The sequence below is a fragment of the Piscibacillus salipiscarius JCM 13188 genome, from assembly GCF_001311865.1.
Lineage (GTDB): Bacteria > Bacillota > Bacilli > Bacillales > Alkalibacillaceae > Piscibacillus > Piscibacillus salipiscarius.
Map to the genome: position 1 here is coordinate 14,007 of NZ_BBCD01000024.1, position 19,461 is coordinate 33,467.

At 37.7% G+C, this 19,461-nt stretch carries 20 protein-coding genes, 1 other RNA gene and 7 pseudogenes; 13 read left to right on the plus strand and 15 right to left on the minus strand.

What is annotated here, in order from left to right:
* From JCM13188_RS14115 to JCM13188_RS14125, 3 genes and pseudogenes are all read left to right on the plus strand, one after another.
* The gene (locus tag JCM13188_RS14115; protein ID WP_054754685.1) at positions 1-756 is read left to right on the plus strand and encodes a metal ABC transporter ATP-binding protein; all 756 of its coding nucleotides are present in this window, start codon (positions 1-3) and stop codon (positions 754-756) included.
* Positions 757-771: 15 nt separating this feature from the next.
* Positions 772-1,631, plus strand: a pseudogene (locus tag JCM13188_RS14120) (metal ABC transporter permease).
* Positions 1,621-2,030: pseudogene (locus tag JCM13188_RS14125) on the plus strand (Fur family transcriptional regulator). Before JCM13188_RS14120 ends, JCM13188_RS14125 begins: the two co-directional pseudogenes overlap by 11 nt.
* 110 nt (positions 2,031-2,140) lie before the next feature.
* On the opposite strand, the gene JCM13188_RS19485 reads toward JCM13188_RS14125, so the two are convergent.
* The 4 genes and pseudogenes from JCM13188_RS19485 to JCM13188_RS14140 all read right to left on the minus strand — a co-directional run bounded on the left by JCM13188_RS19485 (position 2,141) and on the right by JCM13188_RS14140 (position 6,234).
* A complete protein-coding gene (locus JCM13188_RS19485; RefSeq protein ID WP_279401896.1) occupies positions 2,141-2,575 on the minus strand; it encodes an FtsW/RodA/SpoVE family cell cycle protein in 435 nt (144 codons plus the stop codon).
* Entirely contained in the window at positions 2,562-3,308 is a 747-nt protein-coding gene (locus tag JCM13188_RS19490; RefSeq protein WP_279401897.1) for an FtsW/RodA/SpoVE family cell cycle protein, read from the minus strand. Before JCM13188_RS19490 ends, JCM13188_RS19485 begins: the two co-directional genes overlap by 14 nt.
* 112 nt (positions 3,309-3,420) lie before the next feature.
* Positions 3,421-5,029: pseudogene (locus tag JCM13188_RS14135) on the minus strand (ABC-F family ATP-binding cassette domain-containing protein).
* A gap of 74 nt (positions 5,030-5,103) precedes the next feature.
* A pseudogene (locus JCM13188_RS14140) lies at positions 5,104-6,234 on the minus strand (zinc-dependent alcohol dehydrogenase).
* 140 nt (positions 6,235-6,374) lie between these two features.
* Between JCM13188_RS14140 and JCM13188_RS21345 the strand changes: the two are divergent.
* From JCM13188_RS21345 to JCM13188_RS21355, 3 genes are all read left to right on the plus strand, one after another.
* Positions 6,375-6,767, plus strand: coding sequence for an MFS transporter (locus tag JCM13188_RS21345; protein ID WP_369405061.1), 393 nt, complete (start codon positions 6,375-6,377; stop codon positions 6,765-6,767).
* Positions 6,691-6,975 carry an MFS transporter gene (locus JCM13188_RS21350; RefSeq protein WP_369405064.1) on the plus strand — a complete coding sequence of 95 codons (285 nt, stop codon included), beginning with the start codon at positions 6,691-6,693 and terminating at the stop codon, positions 6,973-6,975. Before JCM13188_RS21345 ends, JCM13188_RS21350 begins: the two co-directional genes overlap by 77 nt.
* A gap of 144 nt (positions 6,976-7,119) precedes the next feature.
* Positions 7,120-7,584, plus strand: coding sequence for an MFS transporter (locus JCM13188_RS21355; protein ID WP_369405062.1), 465 nt, complete (start codon positions 7,120-7,122; stop codon positions 7,582-7,584).
* On the opposite strand, the pseudogene JCM13188_RS14150 reads toward JCM13188_RS21355, so the two are convergent.
* Positions 7,562-8,565 (minus strand): annotated as a pseudogene (locus tag JCM13188_RS14150) (cation diffusion facilitator family transporter). The gene JCM13188_RS21355 and the pseudogene JCM13188_RS14150 sit on opposite strands and share 23 nt — an antisense overlap.
* 120 nt (positions 8,566-8,685) lie before the next feature.
* Here JCM13188_RS14150 and JCM13188_RS14155 point away from each other — a divergent pair.
* Positions 8,686-9,021, plus strand: coding sequence for an EamA family transporter (locus JCM13188_RS14155; RefSeq protein WP_054754670.1), 336 nt, complete (start codon positions 8,686-8,688; stop codon positions 9,019-9,021).
* 108 nt (positions 9,022-9,129) lie between these two features.
* Positions 9,130-9,552, plus strand: a complete 423-nt coding sequence (locus JCM13188_RS14160) for a DMT family transporter (protein WP_279401906.1) — start codon at positions 9,130-9,132, stop codon at positions 9,550-9,552.
* Between the two features lie 40 nt (positions 9,553-9,592).
* On the opposite strand, the gene JCM13188_RS14165 is transcribed toward JCM13188_RS14160, so the two are convergent.
* The 5 genes from JCM13188_RS14165 to JCM13188_RS14175 form a co-directional block, all read right to left on the minus strand.
* The gene (locus JCM13188_RS14165) at positions 9,593-9,841 is read right to left on the minus strand and encodes a hypothetical protein (protein ID WP_054754672.1); all 249 of its coding nucleotides are present in this window, start codon (positions 9,839-9,841) and stop codon (positions 9,593-9,595) included.
* A 46-nt stretch (positions 9,842-9,887) separates the two neighbouring features.
* Complete coding sequence (locus JCM13188_RS14170; protein ID WP_054754673.1) at positions 9,888-11,243, minus strand: acyl-CoA dehydrogenase family protein; 1,356 nt, start codon at positions 11,241-11,243, stop codon at positions 9,888-9,890.
* 86 nt (positions 11,244-11,329) lie between these two features.
* Positions 11,330-11,419 (minus strand): YjcZ family sporulation protein, encoded by a 90-nt coding sequence (locus JCM13188_RS19495; RefSeq protein WP_279401898.1) that lies wholly within the window; start codon positions 11,417-11,419, stop codon positions 11,330-11,332.
* Between the two features lie 134 nt (positions 11,420-11,553).
* The gene (locus tag JCM13188_RS19500) at positions 11,554-11,658 is read right to left on the minus strand and encodes a YjcZ family sporulation protein (protein WP_377329829.1); all 105 of its coding nucleotides are present in this window, start codon (positions 11,656-11,658) and stop codon (positions 11,554-11,556) included.
* Between the two features lie 82 nt (positions 11,659-11,740).
* Complete coding sequence (locus tag JCM13188_RS14175) at positions 11,741-11,842, minus strand: YjcZ family sporulation protein (protein WP_377329831.1); 102 nt, start codon at positions 11,840-11,842, stop codon at positions 11,741-11,743.
* A gap of 223 nt (positions 11,843-12,065) precedes the next feature.
* On the opposite strand from JCM13188_RS14175, the pseudogene JCM13188_RS14185 reads away from it, so the two are divergent.
* Together JCM13188_RS14185 and JCM13188_RS14190 are read left to right on the plus strand one after the other, a co-directional pair.
* Positions 12,066-12,802, plus strand: a pseudogene (locus tag JCM13188_RS14185) (TspO/MBR family protein).
* Between the two features lie 190 nt (positions 12,803-12,992).
* Positions 12,993-13,466, plus strand: coding sequence for an SRPBCC family protein (locus JCM13188_RS14190; RefSeq protein WP_054754677.1), 474 nt, complete (start codon positions 12,993-12,995; stop codon positions 13,464-13,466).
* A 552-nt stretch (positions 13,467-14,018) separates the two neighbouring features.
* On the opposite strand, the gene ssrA is transcribed toward JCM13188_RS14190, so the two are convergent.
* Both ssrA and smpB read right to left on the minus strand, forming a co-directional pair.
* Positions 14,019-14,355: a transfer-messenger RNA gene (gene ssrA / locus JCM13188_RS19505) on the minus strand.
* A gap of 83 nt (positions 14,356-14,438) precedes the next feature.
* A complete protein-coding gene (gene smpB / locus JCM13188_RS14195; RefSeq protein ID WP_054754678.1) occupies positions 14,439-14,915 on the minus strand; it encodes an SsrA-binding protein SmpB in 477 nt (158 codons plus the stop codon).
* 118 nt (positions 14,916-15,033) lie between these two features.
* Here smpB and JCM13188_RS19510 point away from each other — a divergent pair, with 118 nt between their 5' ends.
* From JCM13188_RS19510 to JCM13188_RS14205, 3 genes are read left to right on the plus strand one after another with little or no spacing between them, the layout of a single operon-like run.
* The gene (locus JCM13188_RS19510) at positions 15,034-15,204 is read left to right on the plus strand and encodes a hypothetical protein (RefSeq protein WP_279401899.1); all 171 of its coding nucleotides are present in this window, start codon (positions 15,034-15,036) and stop codon (positions 15,202-15,204) included.
* A gap of 32 nt (positions 15,205-15,236) precedes the next feature.
* The gene (locus JCM13188_RS14200) at positions 15,237-15,533 is read left to right on the plus strand and encodes a GNAT family N-acetyltransferase (RefSeq protein ID WP_054754679.1); all 297 of its coding nucleotides are present in this window, start codon (positions 15,237-15,239) and stop codon (positions 15,531-15,533) included.
* On the plus strand, positions 15,499-15,897 hold the full coding sequence (locus tag JCM13188_RS14205; protein WP_054754680.1) for a hypothetical protein: 399 nt from the start codon (positions 15,499-15,501) through the stop codon (positions 15,895-15,897). The genes JCM13188_RS14200 and JCM13188_RS14205 overlap by 35 nt, the downstream gene beginning before the upstream one ends.
* Positions 15,898-16,049: 152 nt before the next feature.
* Here JCM13188_RS14205 and rnr read toward each other — a convergent pair.
* From rnr to secG, 3 genes and pseudogenes are all read right to left on the minus strand, one after another.
* Positions 16,050-18,194, minus strand: a pseudogene (gene rnr / locus JCM13188_RS14210) (ribonuclease R).
* 77 nt (positions 18,195-18,271) lie between these two features.
* A complete protein-coding gene (locus JCM13188_RS14215; protein ID WP_054754681.1) occupies positions 18,272-19,021 on the minus strand; it encodes an alpha/beta hydrolase in 750 nt (249 codons plus the stop codon).
* 160 nt (positions 19,022-19,181) lie between these two features.
* Positions 19,182-19,406, minus strand: a complete 225-nt coding sequence (gene secG / locus JCM13188_RS19515) for a preprotein translocase subunit SecG (protein WP_279401908.1) — start codon at positions 19,404-19,406, stop codon at positions 19,182-19,184.
* Positions 19,407-19,461 lie beyond the last annotated feature (55 nt).

A 19,461-nucleotide genomic window follows, 5' to 3' on the forward strand; every position in this document is an offset into this window, starting at 1 on the left:
ATGTCTAAACCCATTTTAACGGTAAGGAATGTATCCCACCGTTATGAAAAGCAACCAGTACTTGAAAATATAACTTTTGAAATTAATAAAGGTTCATTCGTAGGTTTAGTAGGGCCAAACGGGTCTGGCAAAACCACTTTAATCAAACTGCTGTTAGGTATTGAAAAATTACAGCGTGGTGAGATTTCAGCATTTGGCCAGCCCATTCAAAAGTTTAAAAATAAAGGCCGCATTAGTTATGTTTCTCAGAAGGCAAACTCTTTTGGACGTGGATTCCCAGCGACTGTAAAAGAAGTAGTATCCATGGGAGTCATGCATAATCAAAAACCATTACTTCCAGGTCAGAAAAACACATTAGAGCTAGTTAAACACGCCCTTAAACAAGTCAACATGGAGGATTACCTTAACCGTAACATTGGTGACTTGTCTGGCGGACAGCAGCAACGTGTCTTTATCGCAAGAGCTATTGCAAATGAACCTGAACTTCTCATTTTAGATGAACCAACTGTAGGCGTGGACTCACAAAACGTCGAGCAATTTTATCAGCTATTGTCACGTTTAAATCAAGATCTGGGTATTACACTCGTATTAGTTTCACACGATATTGGAGCCATTACGACTTATGTTACAGATTTATTATGTTTGAATAGGACGATCCACTACCACGGAAATCCGAATGACTTTGAAAATATGCCAGATGAACAACGTTCTAAACTGTATGGACACAACATTAATACCATCACACACGATCACTAGAAAGGGGCGAGTAGGTTGTTAGATGCATTATTTCAATATGAATTATTAAGAAACACTTTTTATACTGGATTGCTTGTCGGACTTATTGCCCCTTTATTAGGTGCTTTTATTGTCGTAAGGCGCCAGTCAATGATTGCAGACGGTTTGTCTCACGTCACCTTAGCTGGACTGGCATTTGGTCTTTTAATGCAAAATATACTTTATTAATTTTCACGCCATTTCATACGGGCATTTTGTTTTCAGTAATAGGAGCACTTATTATTGAAAATTTACGCGAAGTCTATAAAGCTTTCCAGGAAATTGCGATTCCGATTATTTTATCTGTCGGTGTTGGGTTAAGCATTGTATTTATTGCCTTAGCTGATGGAATTAGTACTGATATTTACAGTTATTTATTTGGGTCCATCGCAGCTATTAGTAGCGAAGATTTACGCTTAATTCTATTTATAACATGGTTAGTCGTATCATTTATTGTTTTAAGCTACAAAGAATTATTTGCCCTATCATTTGATTCTGAGTTTGCGATTGTGTCTGGTGTTAAGGCTAAAACGCTTAATTTTATATTTATCTTAATGACAGCACTTGTCATATCAGCGTCCATTCGTATTGTTGGTGTATTACTCGTATCAGCACTGATGACATTACCTGTTGCAACAGCGATGAGACTAGCGAAAAGTTTTAAACAGACTATTTTTTATAGTATTATGTTTGGTGAGGTCGCTATTATAATAGGACTCATAACAGGTTATTATTTTGAAATTCCGCCTGGTGGTACGATTGTCATTACATCAGCTTTACTACTAGGCTTTATTCTACTATTCAAGAAGATCACAGCCTCACGAACACTAAAAAAGGATGATGGTTATGCAGCTTAATCAAGCTCTATCAATCTTAAAAGAAGAAGGTTATAAGTATACAACAAAACGGGAAGATATTTTAAACTTCTTTAATCAAGAAGATGGTTATCGAACAGCTAATGATGTCTTACAATTTCTAAGTGGAAAATATAACGGCATAAGCTATGACACCATCTATCGAAATTTACACCTTTTAGTGAGTTAAATATACTAGAGTCGACTGAACTTAGTGGAGAAAAGCACTTTAGACTGTCATGTGGCCATGATGAACACCATCACCATTTTATATGTAAGTCTTGCGGAAAAACAAAGGCTATTAAATCATGTCCTATGAATCTTTTAAATGTAGACTTTAACGGCTATTTGATCGAAAATCATAAGTTTGAAATTTACGGCTTATGTCCGAAATGTAACTAAGAAAAAGTGGTTCTGGGTCCCCCGTGGAAAGCGAGGGCCTAACCTGTAAGGTTTAAATATTTTTCATTTTAAAAAGCAGCAGGTGCTTAAAACCTGCTGCTTTTATTGATTTATTTAACTGTACGAAGTGGCTGCTGAGTTGGTACATCTTCATCTGCTTCTTCTACATAACCACGTTTCATATTACCTTTGATTGCCACGTTCATAAGCACACCCAGTGTCGCAAACGTAATTAACATCGAAGAACCACCATAACTTATTAAAGGAAGCGTGATCCCCGTAATTGGCATACTTCCAGAGATTGCACCTAGATTAATAATGGCCTGACTGATAATTTGAAAAGTAATTCCAAGTGCTAATAAACGTCCGAAACGATCCGGAGCACGCTTGGCAATCATAACACCTTTATACATCAATGCCATAAACGTTATGATGACAAACAGGACACCAAATAATCCGAGTTCTTCTGCAATCACCGACATGATGAAATCAGTATGAGCCTCTGGCAGATAACCTGCTTTTTGTACCCCGTTACAATCCAACACCATTCACCTTCCCTGATGCAATAGCAATTAACGATTGAATAAGCTGATAGCCTTCACCTGAAGGATCTTCAAATGGGCTAAGGAATGAAGTAAAACGGTCGCGGCGATATCCTGCTCCAAAAATTAAAACCAAAACCAATGCAATGGCTGCCCCACCAATTGTGAATAGATGTCTAAATCTAGCACCTGAGAATAACAATATAATTCCACAGGCAATCAAAATGGAAGTTGCCGTTCCTAAGTCAGGCTGCAATACGATCAAACCGAACACAAACCCAAGTAATAAAATCGGGGGTAGGACACCTTGTTTAAAATCATCTAAACGATCTTGTTTTCTCGTTAGTATATGTGAGAAATACAAAACCATCGTAATTTTAGCAAGCTCAGATGGTTGGAACAGAAAAATTTTAAAATCTAACCAGCGAGTTGCCCCATTAACAGTAACACCCATACTAGTTAATACTAAAACTAAGAATATGACGGTTATTATAAATGCGGGCTGCGTTAATTTTCTTAATGAACGATAAGAAAACATACTCGAGAAAAAGAAAATGACGAGCCCTAAGACCAGCCAAATCCTCTGCCGTTCGAAATAATAACCTGAATCATTTATGGAAGGGTCTAGTCCTGCTTCAACAAAACTAGCACTATAGACCATAACTAGTCCAAACAATGAAAGTAATAATATAATAACTAATAACGGATAATCTAAATTTCTTAAATGTTTTTTCAACCCTAACACCATCCTATTTAATATCATAACTTAAAAGCAGGACAAACAGAATAGGATATTTGACTGAATTATGTATAAAGGCTATCCAGGTCTTCCCTAGATAGCCTTGTGTTTAAACAGTTGGTTGCTTATTAATCTTCTTCACATCATCTAGATATTCTTCATAAGTCATCGACTTATCAATAATACCTTCGTCCTTAATTTCGATAATGCGATTAGCAATCGTTTGAATGAACTGGTGGTCGTGTGAACTAAAGATGACCGAGCCTTTAAATTTAATAAGTCCGTTGTTTAACGACTGAATTGACTCTAAATCTAAGTGGTTTGTTGGGTCATCTAATATTAATACGTTCGCATTACTTAACATCATGCGTGACAGCATGCAGCGAACTTTCTCACCACCTGATAGAACACTCGCCTTCTTAAACACATCATCACCAGAGAATAACATGCGGCCTAAGAAGCTTCGCATGAATGTTTCTGTTTCGTCTTCTGGTGCATATTGACGTAACCAATTGATTAAGTTTTGTCAGAGCCTTCGAAGAATTCCGAGTTATCTTTAGGGAAGTACGATTGAGATGTAGTCACACCCCATTTGTATTCACCTTCATCTGGCTCCATTTCACCCATTAAAATTTTCATTAGAGTCGTAACCGCAAAGTCATCACCTAACAAAGCAACTTTATCGTCTTTTTCAAGTCTAAATGTGACGTTATTTAAGACCTTTTTACCGTCGATCGTTTTGCTTAAGTTCTTAACTTCTAATAAGTCATTCCCAATTTCACGTTCAGGTGTGAACGCAATGTAAGGATACTTTCTTGATGATGGTTTAATATCTTCTATATCAATTTTATCAAGTAATTTCTTACGTGAAGTTGCCTGACGTGATTTCGACGCGTTCGCACTAAAGCGCGCGATGAACTCTTTAAGCTCTTTAACCTTCTCTTCTTTCTTCTTGTTCTGCTCTTGTTGCATCTTAAGAGCTAACTGACTTGATTCATACCAGAAATCATAGTTCCCGACATAAAGCGTAATCTTTTCAAAATCTAAATCAGCAATGTGTGTACACACATTATTTAAGAAGTTACGGTCGTGAGAGACAACAATAACGGTATTCTCAAAGTTGATTAAAAACTCTTCTAACCAGCGAATCGCCTGAATATCAAGTCCGTTTGTCGGCTCATCTAAAAGTAAAATGTCAGGGTTACCAAATAGAGCCTGAGCTAGTAAGACTTTTACACGATCTGCTTCTGAAAGCTCAGACATTTTCTTATCATGAACGTCATCAGATACTCCTAACCCACGAAGTAATGTCGCTGCGTCACCCTCAGCTTCCCAGCCATTTAGCTCTGCAAACTCACCTTCGAGTTCAGCAGCACGCATGCCGTCTTCTTCTGTGAACTCACCTTTTGCGTAGATTTCATCTTTTTCTTGAATAATCTCATGAAGGCGCGTATGCCCCATAATGACAACATCAAGAACTTTTTCATCTTCATAAGCATAGTGATCCTGTTTAAGAACCGCAATACGTTCATCTTTTCCAACTGATACATGACCTTCTTGAGGTTCAATTTCACCAGATAATATTTTTAGAAATGTTGATTTACCAGCACCGTTAGCACCGATTAACCGTAACAATTTCCATTTGTAAATTTGATTGAAACATTTTCAAATAGTTTACGGCTTGGAAAGCGTAAACTTACGTTTGTTGCTTGTAGCATGTTCAAAGTCCTCCACAAAATAAAATTAACCTTTTTCATTATAGCATCAATGTGAAGGGTTTGACGAATGTTAACTAAGGCTTTAACACAACCTTAATACAATTGTCTTCACGGCCATTGAAAATCTTATAACCATGGGGCGCTTCCTCAAGCGGAATTTTGTGCGTAATAATTTCAGTCGGATCGATTTTTTCATTTACAATCATGTCGTAAATCTTAGGCATAATTGGGATGACAGGTGCTTGCCCCATTTTTAACGTAACATTTCTTGAAAAGAAGGCACCTAATGGAAAGACATTATAGTTACTGCCGTAAACACCCGTTAACTGTACCGTCCCTGATTTTTTAACGGCTTTAGTCGATATTTGAATTGGCCCGAGTGTCCCGCCTTGAAGCTTTAATTTTTGTTCTAAAAATTCAAGTGGTGACTTTTTACCATCCATACCTACGCAATCAATGACAACATCCGCGCCGCCTTTTGTTATTTCTTTTAAATGCTCTCCCATATCAGGGTATTTCGTGAACTCAAACACTTCTACTTGATTCGTACGCTTGGCATGATCCATTCGATAATCTAAATAATCAATTGCTATCACCCGTTCTGCGCCTTTAAGCCATGCAAACTTTTGTGCCATTATCCCAATCGGCCCACAACCAAGTACAATGACTGTATCTCCTTTTTTACCCCTGCGTGCTCTACACTCCAATAAGCCGTTGGAAGAACGTCCGATAAAATAATAGCGATTCATCATCCATTTCGTTTTCTTCTGGCACCACAAAAGGTGTGTAATTCGCAAACGGGACTCTTAGATACTCTGCTTGTCCTCCAGGGTAGTTTCCAAACTTTTCGGTGTAACCGAAATAACCACCTGAATCGTAATGAGGATTCGAGTTGTCGCATTGACTAGTAATGCCTTGATCACAATAGACGCAATGACCACACGCAACATTAAAAGGAATAATGACGCGATCACCTTTTTTACCCTGGTAACCTCAGGCCCAACCTCTTCAACAATCCCCATTGGTTCATGACCGATCATATATCCTTTTGGGAGTGGCATATTACCTTGATAAAGGTGTAAATCCGAACCACAAATAGCGGTTGATGTAATTTTAACTATAATATCATCTTTCTTTTCAAGCTTTGGATCATCTTCTTCTGTCACATCTACTTTATATGGCATTCGATAAGTCACTGCCCTCATGTTCATCAGCTCCATTTTTCTTGTAGTTTTCCAGTAGAACATGGTTTTATTCGAAAACTCACTTCCTTTTAATCCCTTTTATATAAAATGTTGAAATGAGCAAAGTAAATAGTAAAGAAATTAATAATGAGGGACACATGATGAATAAACCAATTAGCACGTGGTGTATTATCTCGATGGCATCGATTCCCTTAGTAATGACTTTAGGTAACTCGATGCTTATTCCAGTTTTGCCTATTTTTGAAAAACAACTAAATATCAGCTCTTTTCAATCGAGTTTAATTATTACCGTATACTCAATTGCAGCTATTTTCCTCATACCCATTGCGGGATATTTATCTGACCGAATTGGAAGGAAAAAAGTCATTGTTCCAAGTCTTCTTCTAACGCTAATAGGGGGGATTAGTTGCGGGATTAGCTTCTGTATTTACAAAAGATCCATTTATTTGGATCTTAATTGGGAGGGTCTTACAAGGGTTTGGTGCCGCAGGGGCTGCGCCAATCGTTTTACCGCTCGTTGGCGATCTTTATAAAGACGACGATGAGAAGGCTAGCTCTTGCTTAGGTATTATTGAAACCTCAAATACATTTGGAAAAGTTTTAAGTCCCATCGTAGGTGCCGCACTCGCTGCGATTATATGGCATATTCCGTTTTTTGCGATTTCAGCTTTTAGTTTAATCTCGTTGATTTTTGTATTCTTTTTTATAAAAGTCCCTAAAGAAAAAAGACGAGCCACCTGAGTTCAAAACTTTTTTTACAAAACACAAAGGAAACATTTAAACAAGAAGGTAACTGGCTTTATGTTGTTTTTGGAATAGGAATTTATACGATGCTCGTTCTATTTGCTATTTTATTTTTCTTATCTGACATATTAGAAAAACAACATGGAATCGACGGGGGTAAAGAAAGGGATTATATTAGCGATCCCGCTTCTGGTTTTATGTATTGCCTCATTAATGGCGGGTAAGAACATAAAAGGTGATTTAATCATTATGCGTATGATATTAATTATCGGATTATTGCTTATGGGGTTATTAATACCTTTTGTTGGTTTTTTTGAAAATAATGTTCGTGTATTACTGCTTTTGACGAGTCTTATTGGTCTTGCGATTGGAGCGATACTTCCAACACTTGATGCAATGATTACAGAGAATATCGATAAAGGCGAGCGAGGAACCATTACATCCATTTATAGTTCTGCTCGTTTTATTGGGGTAGCTGCTGGTCCTCCGTTAGTTTCGATTTTCATGCAGGAAGGACTTTCAGTGGCGTTAATCATTGCAGGGATTTTAGGTTTTGGGATTTTAGTCTGTGTATTCACATTTATCAAACCAACTGAAAACAATTAAAAATGAGGCTACTCGCCCTCATTTTATTTTGATTTTTAAATTGATAGTCTTGTTTTCCATCCGATTCAATGACGCCAAGTGTCGCATCATCAATATCTTTATCTTTTAAAAGCATATCCTCAACCTCAAATTTAATATCATCTGCATTCGCTAACGACATACCCTTCTCTAACTCCAAATAGCTTTCAACATGATATTGTCTACCTTCTTGAACGACTCTTAATTTATGAATGTCCACAACTTTTGGATGTTTCATGATGATTTCCGCTACTTTATTTTTCACTCGTTTAGGTGCTGAAACTCCGACAAGTCCAATCGTGTTTTCATAACCAATTTTATGGCAATTCCAATGAGTAAAAGACCGATTAAAATAGTTCCAATCCCATCGACCAGGTAATTACCTGTTAATTCCGCGATCACAACTGCCACTAGCGCAACGAGCGCTCCTAACGTCGCTACAATATCTTCATAGAACACTAAACGTGTTGGTGGTGCTGAATACTTGACATTTTTGATTACACTCTTTATAAAACCATCTTTTGCGGTGTCAGCTTCAGACTCTGACACTACTTCTTTCATAACTTTCCATAACACCGCACCATCAACAACAACTGAAATGATTAATATGGTAAAGTTCAACCAGAAATTACCTGATTCTTTTGGATGCTGGATGATTTCCCAACCTTTATGCAGTGTCTCATAAGCCATAATCGAAACAACAATAACAGCTAATAATACAAATAAGTTCACGACTCGATTAAATCCAGTCGGAAATCGCTTCGTTGGCTCTTTTTCAGCTAATGCGCTCCCGAAATAAACCATTCCTTGGTTCAGCGCATCTGCTGTCGAATGGATTGCCGTTGCTAGCATGGCACCACTACCACTTATAAAAGCTGCAAACCATTTGACTATGGCAAGTCCTGTATTACCTAAGGCCGCTACGCCTGAGGACGTGTTACCCTTTTTAAGTAGTTCCCACATAACTCAAACCTCATCTCTTATCTTTATTTAACGTTATTTTTTACAACTAATAAAATTTGATACTTATTAGGCAAGCACCCTTATTAAATACACCAATATATTAACTATAGGTGAAGATTCATGCGAGTATATGTTGCTTTAATAAGCTTAAGTATCATCTGGGGATTAACCTTTATATTAATCAAAATGACAGTAGGTGACACAGGTGCATGGGGGATGGTATTTCTACGCTGCTTAATTGGCAGCTTATTTCTTCTGCCACTACTTATACTTAAATTGCGAAAAAGAACGTCCCCTATTCCATTTAAGCACCTCATCATTCTTGGAGTGATTAACTCAGGCATTCCTTGGGGTCTATTAGCCTGGAGTGAAACAGCCATCAATAGTAATACGACATCAGTTATTAATGCTTTAACACCCTTGTTTACTGCACTGGTTGGTTATTTGTTTTTTTAAAAAGATTTTATTGAAAAGGCAATGGTTTGGAATCTTAACCGGATTCTTTGGCATTGTTATTTTAACTGAATTTCAAATTCATCAGCTTTTGGTAGTGATTTTATTGGAATTGGGACAATGGTTTTGGCAACCATCTTCTACTCTTTTGGATCTCAGTATTTAAAGAAGCATCTTCAAAAAGAGGATTTAATCATAACGATTACATTATCCTTATTTGTCGGTTCATTAGTCGGTTTAATCATCGGCTATTTCACTCATGACTTACCGAAGTTCGCAGCTTTTGATGTCCAGACAACGTTGATTGTTTTAGCGCTCGGAGCCATTGGGTCTGGTGTTGCTCATATTCTGCTCTACTACATGATCATTCATGGAACGCCGGAATTTGCGGCGACTGTTGCGTATATCATTCCTATTACGGCTATTATTGCAAGCTACCTAATGCTAGGTGAACCGATTACGGTGAACTTAATTACGGGTATGATCTTTATATTCATAGGTGTTTATATAACTGGCCGTTACCGGAAAAATTAATACATCCCTGTGCTTTAGTTAGGCACAGGGTGTTCTTGATTTACGAGCAAATCAAAATGTTTAAGGCTAATGGATCAGCCTGATAGTCATTCGATTTAAACGTTTGGTGAATGAATACTTCAGCAATGGCTAAATCCCGGTTCAATGTCTCACCTTCTTGTATTTGCTCAAGAGCTACGACGGCCTCGAACAAATCACTCATATTCTTCGCTAGCTTCTTCGGATACATGAGTTTGACTTGATCATCTGCTTGGCTTAGTTTCGTAACTGTTTCTTTTAATTCGACCATTCCCCTCTTAACTAATTGTATTAAGTCATTAGCCTTAATGGTCACTCTACTTAAACGCTGATTCAAGTCTTTTTAAAAAAGCTTCGTGCACTTGATACTTTTCTAATAACCTTAACACTTCAAGTCCTAGTATATTAGTCGTTCCTTCCCATACGGTGAGCACTTGAGCATCCCTTAATAGTCTAGGGGGCACAAAATCCTCTATGTAGCCATTACCACCGTGCATCTCAATTGCTTCATGTGAAAACTCGATTGCCTGTTCAGCTGTTTCTTTCTTCATAATCGCAATATACAAACGAAGTAGTGCCTTTTCTTCATCTAGAGCATTTGAATTTGCCATTACGTCATCAAACATTTTCACAACTTCAAACGTTGCATACGTTTCAACTTCTAATTTTGTGATTAAATTAACTAAAGTCTCTTGCACCATTGGATATTGAGTAAGAGCACCACCAAACGCTTCACGATCTTTAGCATAATCCCTCGCTTCCACATAAGCTCTTCGCATAATTCCAATCGAGGCAACCGTATTACAGACTCTAGACAAATTAAGAGCTTCCATCATATATCTAAAGCCTTGTTTTGGATCACCTACTAAATAAGCCATAGCTCCTTCAAATTCCACTTCAGCTGATGGGACTGCCCTTACTCCAAGCTTATCTTTTAACCTGCGAATGCTAAGTTTTTGATTTAACCTATTTTCTTCCCAAGGAACTAAAAATAAGCTTAATCCCTTAGTCCCTTCTGGTGCACCTTCCATTCGCGCAAGCACCATCGCAACGCCGCACATGCCAGCATTACTCGCGAAGTACTTTTCTCCGTATAATCTGTAATTCTCACCATCTTGAACGGCCTTGACTTCATTAGCTCCAACATCCGACCCGCCTTGTCTTTCCGTTAAAAATGTTGCCCCTTCGTACAACTCAACTTCTCCAGTTGAAATGACATGGGGTAAAAACTGCGCACGTAACTCAGCATTTGCATAGTGATCTATTAAATACGCCGTTGCCATGGTTAACGTAACAGGGCAGTAAAATCCAGGCTCACTTTGAGAAAGTAAATATCCTTGTGCATAAGAGAACATATAATTCCCTTTTTCGTTCAGCTCCGGAATCACCTTATGCGGATATCCAACTATTCCAGTTTCATACGTTTCTTGAACCGTTTTTAAATAACCTTCGTTTACCTGCACTTTTGAAATGTCCTCGCCCATCTTGTCGTATTTGATTAACTTAGGCTGCCCATCTCGATCAGTATGCCTCGCACGTTCGTCAATCTCGCCAGCTACTCTTTCACCAAATTGCGATAATTGCCTGTCAGCAAATTCAAAAAAATGAGGATCTAAATTATTTTTCAAAATTCGTCGCAAAACTGCATCATCCGTATAGAAGTTTTGAACCATATTAAACCTCCATATTCTAAATTTTCTTACTATTATTTTAACATAAAAAAAAGGCCGCGGAACCCCGCAGCCTTTAAATCCTCATCTTAGTACCAAGCAGCACCTACGATAATTAATAAGATAAATAATACGACAACTAACGCAAAGCCATTGCCGTAACCGTGTCCTCCTGACATGAGCATTTCCTCCTTTTTTGCATTTTCAATAACAATATATGTCTAATAAATATCATTGATAAGGCGAACGCACAGTTTTCAATTCTTTTTCTATACAAAAGCCTTACCAACCCTGAGTTGATAAGGCTTATTTTTTAGCAGTAGAAAGTTGCTCCTACAATAATTAAAAGGATGAACAGCACAACGTATAACGTAAAATCGTTATAACCACCGTATCCCCCAATACCACAGTTATACACGATCTAACCCCCTTCATTTTCGACTTATGGAGATGAATCTGTTGAATGAAACGGGCTTAATGGTTACAGACAGCTTAAATTTTTAGTACCAAGCAGCGCCAACAATAATTAACAAAATAAACAGCACGACAATTAAAGCAAAATTTCCTCCATAATTATAGCCCATGATCACTCCCCCTCTCATCTTAAGTCAGAGATTAACTTCTCTGTCTAATTTAACTTTATGTTTTAATTCAGAAGCTTGTATAGACTTTTATCATATAGGTGAGATGAAATGATGAGTTGACCCATGGGTATTAACCACAGTCGTTTATAGGTTATGATGAGACCTTTTAGGGAATGAATTAAACATATTGTTACAGATTCGAAGCATAAACTAGTTAGGACAAGATCAAAGGGGGAGTTCGATGAGGGCATTAATTATTTTAAACGGTTTAGCTTTAGCACTCGTGCTTTTTATTAACTATTTATCTTTTTCATTACCGATCAATGGACAAACAACTGGTGAGATTTCAAACCAAATTAATGTATTGCTAACACCAGCGGGATATGTATTTAGCATTTGGGGATTAATCTATGTCATGCTCGGATTATGGATTATTGCAACGTGGTTAAGTCCAGTCGGCAAAAAGTAGCTGGTAAAGTTGGGTATCTATTTATTATTAATGCCTTACTTAATATCAGCTGGATTTTCGCATTTCATTATGAACGTTTTATATTATCTTTATTCATTATAATGGCGTTGTTATGTGTTACTTTTATAATTTATAAACGCCTAGATGACCCCTCACTATCACGATTATGGCAAATTCCCTTTTCTGTTTATTTACCTTGGGTGTCTATTGCAACATTACTTAACATCGGGATTGTACTTAAAACATTTAACGTTCCTTTTTACGTCAACTATGAGATGCAATGGACAACCGGATTGCTAATCGTCTTAACTCTTTCAGCTATTTGGTTTTCTATCAAAATGAATGATCTAATCTACCCACTCGTTTTTATATGGGCTTTTATCGGAGTAGCGGTAAAGCGTGCTGGAGAGTATCCTTCTATAACACTTACGGCATGGGTTATGGCCGGAGTTCTCGTCATTTATGTCGTATACATGATGATTAAGAAAAAAGCGGTTAGAGTGGTTTAACCATTAATGGCGCGGGGCAAAGAGCATTAAACGTATCCCTGCGCCAGCTCTCTCAACTCTTACTATTCATATAAAACTAAGTTTTGACCAAATGAATATTCAAAGATACAATAAAGTAAATTTACAATCCGGAATTTAAAATACTTACTAAGAAAGAATGTAATAAAATTACAAAGAGGGAGTGTTTTTCATGAAAGGTTCAAAAAATGGCCCATCTGATGAGTATTCAAAGCGCGTAATTGTCAATACACGCATTTTTAATACATCGCGCGAACAAATATTCAATGCGTTCAGCAACCCAGAGCATTTAGCACTTTGGTGGGGGCCAAAGAATTTTACGAACACGTTTTATGAGTTCGATTTGCAACCCGGTCGCATATGGCACTTTATCATGCATAGTCCTGATGGAATCGACTACGAAAATAAAAGCGTCTTTGAAGAAATCGTTAAACCTGAACGAATTGTCCTCCGCCACCTTGAGCCTAATCACGAGTTTCTCCTGACCATTACCTTATCCGAATTAAACGGAAAAACTGAACTCACCTGGCACATGCTCTTCGATTCAGCTTCAGAATGCAATAAGGTAAGAGAATTTGTAGTGGAAGCAAATGAACAAAATTTAGACCGCCTCGAGACTCAATTGGTAAAAATGGCTAACTCCTGATTGGAGTATAATTGTGATAAAGACTGTTTAAAATCTAGCATTTGTGAATATTTCTTAACAGGCTTATTATGATCTTGCTCAAATCTTAATATATCCATCGCCAATTCTATTTTTACATTAGTAAAAAAACTGCAAACACTACTTAGTGATTACAGCTCATTATATTTAAAATTGACATTGAGTTTTTTAGAACATATGCATGAATTAATTTTAATTTATACTTTAATTCAAAAAAAGCACCGAAATTTATTTCGGTGCTTTTCTGTATGGAGACGGTGGGACGTGCAATTCCAAGCTTTCGCATTGGCACTGACTATATCTTGAACCTGATGGTCAGGTTCCCCGGCGTCTTATACGAAATTTTAATTTACTCACTTAAGAGTAGTATTTCGTATCCTAGTACTACCTCAAAGGGCAGCCTATAAGTCGATACACGGCTGTTGGATCTCTCCACATACCGCTCGGTGTTGCCATACCTTATAAAAGGCTTTAGGTTTCACCGATTAAGCCGGATTATTCACTTATGTGTTACCACATAAGGCGACTATTTCCTAATCGAACCCACGTCCAAGGATATCGGCACTTAAGCTTCTACGAGCGTAGTCGGTATATTATCATTCGCCGACTCTTCAGCCTACCGACAGGCTTCCGAGTGGCTAGTCTGATTAATCTCTTCTAAAGACCTCAGACGGTGGCCTTTAGCGTAGCCCGCTTAGTTTGAGACCCTTCTATCTGCCACACGGGCGATGGCAGGAAGGATCCTGTAGAATCTGCTTACGCAGCTACAGCGAAATCGTTTTGTTTGCCAGTTATTATTAACTGAATGACGTTTAACGAGTCGTCACCTCGGCTCGCTACTTAAGCTCGACCTATCCCTGTCGAATCCGGAACGTCCCCGGATATAATAAGTCTTTATGCGTTTGTATTCTCATTATAACACGCTCTAACGTTATTGAAAATGGAAATACTTGCTTAGTAATTGTCTTTTAATGCGCGTTCGACATCACGTTTCATAGCTTTTTGTTTTAAATCTTCACGTTTATCATACTTTTTCTTACCTTTACCTAAACCAATTAACAACTTGGCAACACCGTTTTTGATATAAATCTTTAAAGGTACAAGCGAATAGCCTTTTTGTTGGGTTTTGCCAATCAATTTATTGATTTCACTTTTATGAAGTAACAGTTTTCTCGCACGTGTTGGTTCATGGTTGAACTGGTTACCTTGCTCATAAGGTGAGATATGCAAGTTATGAACATACGCTTCACCTTTAGAAATTCTTGCGAAGGCATCTTTTAAGTTCACGCGACCAGCACGAATGGACTTAATTTCGGTTCCTTTTAAAACCATCCCCGCTTCATACGTTTCTTCAATAAAGAAATCATGTCTCGCTTTTCGGTTTGTTGCAATGGCATCTGACCTTTTTTCGCCATTTGTCTTCCTCCTCACTGCATAACGTTATTTTACCAAAACAATGTGTGATTCAAACTAATCTTTTTAATAGACAACGATAATTTGAATATGGCACTATTAGTAATTAGGAAATGTAAAGTTAGGGGGATGCACCGTGATTGACACCATTCAAATCAGACCGTTAACGATGAATGATTTAGATTTATATAAACAAATGCAGACAGGTATAGAAAATGATTATATTATCCGTATTTTTGATCGATTGATTAACCATAAAGAGCATCAAGTGTTCGGACTTTTGTTGAAAATGAACTTGTTTCCATAGCGGGGTACACCGTTTTCGCAGGACATTATGCCATGCTGGGCCGTTTAAGAAGTGATCTTCGTTATACTGGCAAAGGTTATGCCACTCAGTTAATCCAATTTATCATTGAACAATTGAAGAAAATGCCTGAGATTAAGTGGATCGGTGCGAACACTCAGAGGCATAATTTCTCTGCACTAAGAGTGTTAGAAAAAGTTCAACTTCCTCCAATTAAGGCGTTGCACGCATCAACGTTAGTCAATTCAGATGGACTTGATCATACTCCAGGACCAATCTGGACACCTGTAGAGTCTCTTGAAGAAAAGCGAAAGTGGATTTCTCAATTTTGAAAATGACTCTAATGTTATTTTCCCTTATCAGGCTTATTACCCGTTTCCTGCAACACCTGAATTATTTAATGATGACGAGGTTAGCAATTGGTTGTTTTACAAAAACCCGGATGAAGATCGCCTCATCATTGTATACCACGATCAGAAGAAATATAATTACGCTCACGTGGTTTATCTTTGGGATGATTTATTTAACCAACCAGGGGCTTGGGAGACGATTTATGAAGCTCACAAAACTTTACAACAACAGCATGATGAGGAACTCAAAATTCGAACAGATTTAACGGATGAATCTAGAAAATTGATTAACGATGATGCATTTGAAATTCAAGATCCATGGGTGCTGCATGGGGTATGGGTGTGATTTCCTTATAAAATTAGAAATTTCCCCATAAAATTAATTTTTCCTTATAAATTAGGAAATTTCCTCATAAAATCGAAAAAATTCCTTATAAATTAGAATTTTTCCTTATAAATAAATGGAAACGCCACAGCAACTCAGCTGTGGCGTTAAGTTTATTTCTTTTTCTTCTTTGGTTTCTTATTGAGCTTCTTCGCTTTAATCACTTTTTCATCTTTTTCTTTTTTAGGTTCCATACCGACGATTTCGAAGTCAATCACTCGCTCCTCAATATTAGTGCTTACGACACGAACTCTGACTTCATCACCGATTCTAAAGATGTTACCAGTCCGTTCACCGATCATCACTTGGTGTTTATCATCAAAATGGTAATAGTCATCGGTTAGGTAACTTACATGAACGAGACCTTCGACTGTATTCGGCAGCTCAACGAACATACCGAAGTTAGTAATTGAACTAATAATACCATCAAATTCTTCGCCAATTTTATTACTCATAAACTGAGTCTTCTTAAGATCATCTGTTTCACGTTCAGCATCGACAGATTTACGTTCCATTTCTGAAGTATGTCTCGCGATATCCGGAAGCTTGCTCTTCCATTGATCTTGTGTCTCAATTCCGATATTACCTTCAATGATATACGTTCTAATTAACCTGTGAACAATCAAATCTGGATAACGCCTGATTGGGGACGTGAAGTGTGTGTAAAACTTCGTTGCAAGTCCAAAGTGTCCGACACTCTCTGGTGCATAACGGGCCTTTTGCATGGATCTAAGCATCAGTTTTGATACAATGAGATCCTCTTTGCTTCCTCTAATCTCCTCAAGTACACCCTGCAAAGCTTTAGGATGAATCGAATCAATCGAACCTTTAATTCTGTAACCAAGGTTTGCGATAAATTCAAAGAACGTTTGTAGTTTCCCTTCATCTGGGTCTTCGTGAATTCGGTGAATAAACGGTACTTCCATCCAGTGGAAATGTTCAGCCACCGTTTCGTTTGCAGCAAGCATAAAATCTTCAATAATACGTTCTGCTTCACCGCGTTCGCGCAAGACGACGTCAATTGGGTCACCTTGTTCATCGACTAAAACTTCTGCCTCTTTAAAGTCAAAGTCAATCGCTCCCCTGGCCATACGTTTTTACGTAAAAATGTGAGCCAGTTCATGCATGTCTTTAAACATTGGAACTAAAGGTTCATAACGTTTGTTTAGTTCTTCATCGCCATCTAAAATGCCATTGACGTCAACATAGGTCATGCGCTCAGTTGTGTTAATAACCGCTTGGAAAATTTCATGACTGACGATGTCACCACTTGAGTCAATCTCCATCTCACAGCTCAATGTGAGCCTGTCTACTTGTGGATTGAGTGAACAAATTCCATTTGATAAGCGGTGTGGAATCATTGGAACTACTCGATCTGTTAAGTAAGTACTTGTCCCTCTTTCGAATGCTTCTTTATCGATTGGAGACCCTTCTTTAACATAATAAGAAACATCGGCAATGTAAACGCCTAATAAATAGTTTCCGTTATCAAGCTTTTTAACACGAACGGCATCATCTAAGTCTTTTGCATCAGCGCCATCAATCGTTACAATCTGTTCATTTCGTAAGTCTCTGCGATTTTCTATTTCGCTTTCAGATATTTGGTCTGGCACTTCATTGGCATGCTTAATGGTTTCTTCATCAAATTCCGCTTTAATTCCGTGCTTATGAATAATCGATAGAATTTCTATTCCTGGGTCATTTTTATGACCTAATATATTAATGACTTCACCTTCAGCACTCTTGCGCCCTTCAGGATACTCTGTAATTTTCACAATCACTTTATGTCCATCAACGGCACCGCCTGAATGACCTTCACGGATAAATATATCATTTGGTATACGTTTATCATCCGCAATGACAAAACCGAAACGGCCATTGTCTTGATATGTCCCTACAATCGGAGCATTATTACGCTCAACGATTCTAACGACAGTCCCTTCTGCACGGTTTCCTGTTTCAGAAGGTGTTTCAATACGTGCTAGTACAGTATCACCATTCATCGCTGTCATTAGATCGGACTGGTGAATATAAATATCTGCCTGATCTTCATCATCTGGGATTAGAAACGCAAATCCTTTTGCATGCATTTGGATTCGCCCTTTAATTAAGTTCATCTTCTCTGGTAGCCCGTAGCGATTTTTACGATTACGTACAAGCTCCCCTTCACTTTCAAGTTCATTTAAACTTTTCATGAGTTCTTGAAGCTCATCACTCTCTTGAATATCAAATTCCTCTTGTAAGTCTGACACACTCATTGGTCTGGTCGCTTCTTCTTCAAAAAAATTGCTTTAGACGTTGCTTTAAATTTTCCACATCTGTCACCTCATTTCGTTTATTCAGACCAGTCTAGTTTTTCTAAAAACTGATAAACATCCTCATGCACCTGATCCTTGTAGTCACTTAATGTAATGACATGTGGTGCACCTTCATACCACTTTATATCTTTCTTATCGGCTTCAACATTATCATAAATATACTGCGCACTATCTTTATTAATCATTTTATCTTCTTCTGCTTGTAAGACCAGTGTCGGCGCATAAATGGTATCAATTTCATCATGTACTTCTTCAATCAATTTACTTAATGATTGAAATGTTTCATCTGAGTCCTCAATTAAATCGTCGACTTCTTTTTTAATATTATCGTCGTCTTTTTTCTCAAGCTGTTTATATTCTTTCGCAAATTGACGAAAACCTTGCGTCAATTGTTCAACATTATCAAAAAAGACTGGTGAACAAATCGGTATAACGCCTTTCACAGGCTTATTGTATGCGAGACGCAGTGATAGCACGCCTCCAAGCGATAAACCTGCTACGGCGATTTCATCATATCCTCGATTTTTTAAGTGCTCATAGCCATCAACCGCATCCTGCCACCAATCTTTAGCTGTAGATTTGACGAGTTCCTCTGGTGGCTTGCCATGCCCTTTATAAATTGGTGCATGAGAGCTGTAGCCTTTTTCTAAGTAACGGCCAAGCATCCTAACATCTGCAGAATGACCTGTGAAACCGTGTAGTAATAAGACTGCCCTTTTAGAATTGTCTGCTTCGAATGTAAATGGCTCTGGTTGTTTGATTTGCATCTAAATCACCTTCCGTATTTGTATATTAGTTTCCCTATTTAACTATGGGCTAATCATAGAATGAAAATTTTTCATGGAAATTATTATGTGGTAAAAATTAACAACAAATAAAACATTAAAAAAACAGTAAGTATGTCACTTACTGTTTTAGGATTAATCATTATTGAAGAATATAACCTAACAAGAACGTAATCACCATGAATGCGACACCGAAAATAATCGTTAGTCGGTGAAGCACACCATCGATCCCACGTGCTTTTTGTTTACCGAATAATTGCTCAGCACCACCTGAAATCGCTCCAGATAGTCCGGCACTTTTACCTGATTGAAGTAAGACAACAACGATAAGTCCAACTGTAGCAATGAATAAAGCGTAACTAAAAATGTATACATTCTATTGACCTCCTAGTTCATACGGACAATTCCTAATATAAATGTAG